Source organism: Bacteroides sp. AR20 (assembly GCF_964250605.1).
Taxonomy (GTDB): domain Bacteria; phylum Bacteroidota; class Bacteroidia; order Bacteroidales; family Bacteroidaceae; genus Bacteroides; species Bacteroides uniformis.
This window is the reverse complement of sequence record NZ_CAXUGK010000060.1, coordinates 1-1566: the sequence shown is the minus strand read 5'-3', so window position 1 is coordinate 1566 and position 1566 is coordinate 1. Positions and strand designations below refer to the sequence as shown.

Annotated in this window: 1 rRNA gene (only partly in view); it reads left to right on the top strand. The window is 49.3% G+C overall.

From position 1 onward, the window contains the following. Positions 1-1566 (top strand): 23S ribosomal RNA (locus ACESTD_RS18295); its annotated part reaches 350 nt to the left of the window's first position; the annotation flags it as partial.

The following is a 1566-nucleotide window of genomic DNA, read 5'->3' as shown; positions in this document are numbered from 1 at the left end:
TTTGGTGTGACGGCGTGCCTTTTGCATAATGAACCTACGAGTTACTTTTTCCGGCGAGGTTAAGGATTTCAGATCTGCAGCCGAAGCGAAAGCGAGTCTGAACAGGGCGTATAGTCGGAAGGAGTAGACGCGAAACCAAGTGATCTACCCTTGGGCAGGTTGAAGGATGGGTAACACCATCTGGAGGACCGAACCAATAAGCGTTGAAAAGCTTCTGGATGACCTGAGGGTGGGGGTGAAAGGCTAATCAAACTTGGAGATAGCTCGTACTCCCCGAAATGCATTTAGGTGCAGCCTTGACTTATACTGGCATGAGGTAGAGCGACTGATAAGATGCGAGGGCTTCACCGCCTATCAAGTCTTGACAAACTCCGAATGCGTGTCAGTTCTATGTCAGGAGTGAGGGCATGGGTGCTAAGGTCCATGTCCTAAAGGAGAACAATCCGGACCAACAGCTAAGGTCCCGAAATGAATACTAAGTTGAACTAACGAAGTCAGATTGCTAAGACAGCTAGGATGTTGGCTTGGAAGCAGCCATTCATTTAAAGAGTGCGTAACAGCTCACTAGTCGAGGAGTTTGGCGTGGATAATAATCGGGCATAAGTATTCTACCGAAGCTTTGGGATGAGAAATCATCGGTAGGGGAGCATTCCACTCGGCGTCGAAGGTGAAGCGCGAGCTTTGCTGGAGCGTGTGGAAAAGCAAATGTAGGTATAAGTAACGATAAAGGGGGTGGGAAACCCCCTCGCCGAAAGACTAAGGTTTCCTGATCAACGCTAATCGGATCAGGGTAAGTCGGGTCCTAAGGCTCAGCCGAACGGCGAGGCCGATGGCAGAACCGGTTAATATTCCGGTACTACCTGTGGGAGTGACGTGGAGACGGAGTCGTGACAGCGCCGCGGACTGACGGAATAGTCCGTTGAAGGGTGTAGATGCTGATTGTTCCAGGCAAATCCGGAGCAAGAGTCGAACCTGATAGTATGGAGCGTTCTTAGAACAATCCAATAGTGCGTGTAATCATACTTCCAAGAAAATCCGCTAAACTTAATCCTGCAGGTACCCGTACCGCAAACGGACACACGTAGTCGGGTTGAATATACTAAGGCGCTTGAGTGATTCACGGTTAAGGAACTAGGCAAACTGACCCTGTAACTTCGGGATAAAGGGTCCTCGCTTAACGGCGAGGCGCAGAGAATAGGTCCAGGCAACTGTTTAACAAAAACACAGGGCTGTGCAAAATTGAAAGATGAAGTATACAGCCTGACACCTGCCCGGTGCTGGAAGGTTAAGAGGAGATGTCATCGCAAGAGAAGCATTGAATTGAAGCCCCAGTAAACGGCGGCCGTAACTATAACGGTCCTAAGGTAGCGAAATTCCTTGTCGGGTAAGTTCCGACCTGCACGAATGGTGTAATGATCTGGACGCTGTCTCAACCGTGAGCTCAGTGAAATTGTAGTATCGGTGAAGATGCCGATTACCCGCGATGGGACGAAAAGACCCCGTGAACCTTTACTATAGCTTAACATTGAATTTGGGTAATTGATGTGTAGGATAGGCCGGAGGCTT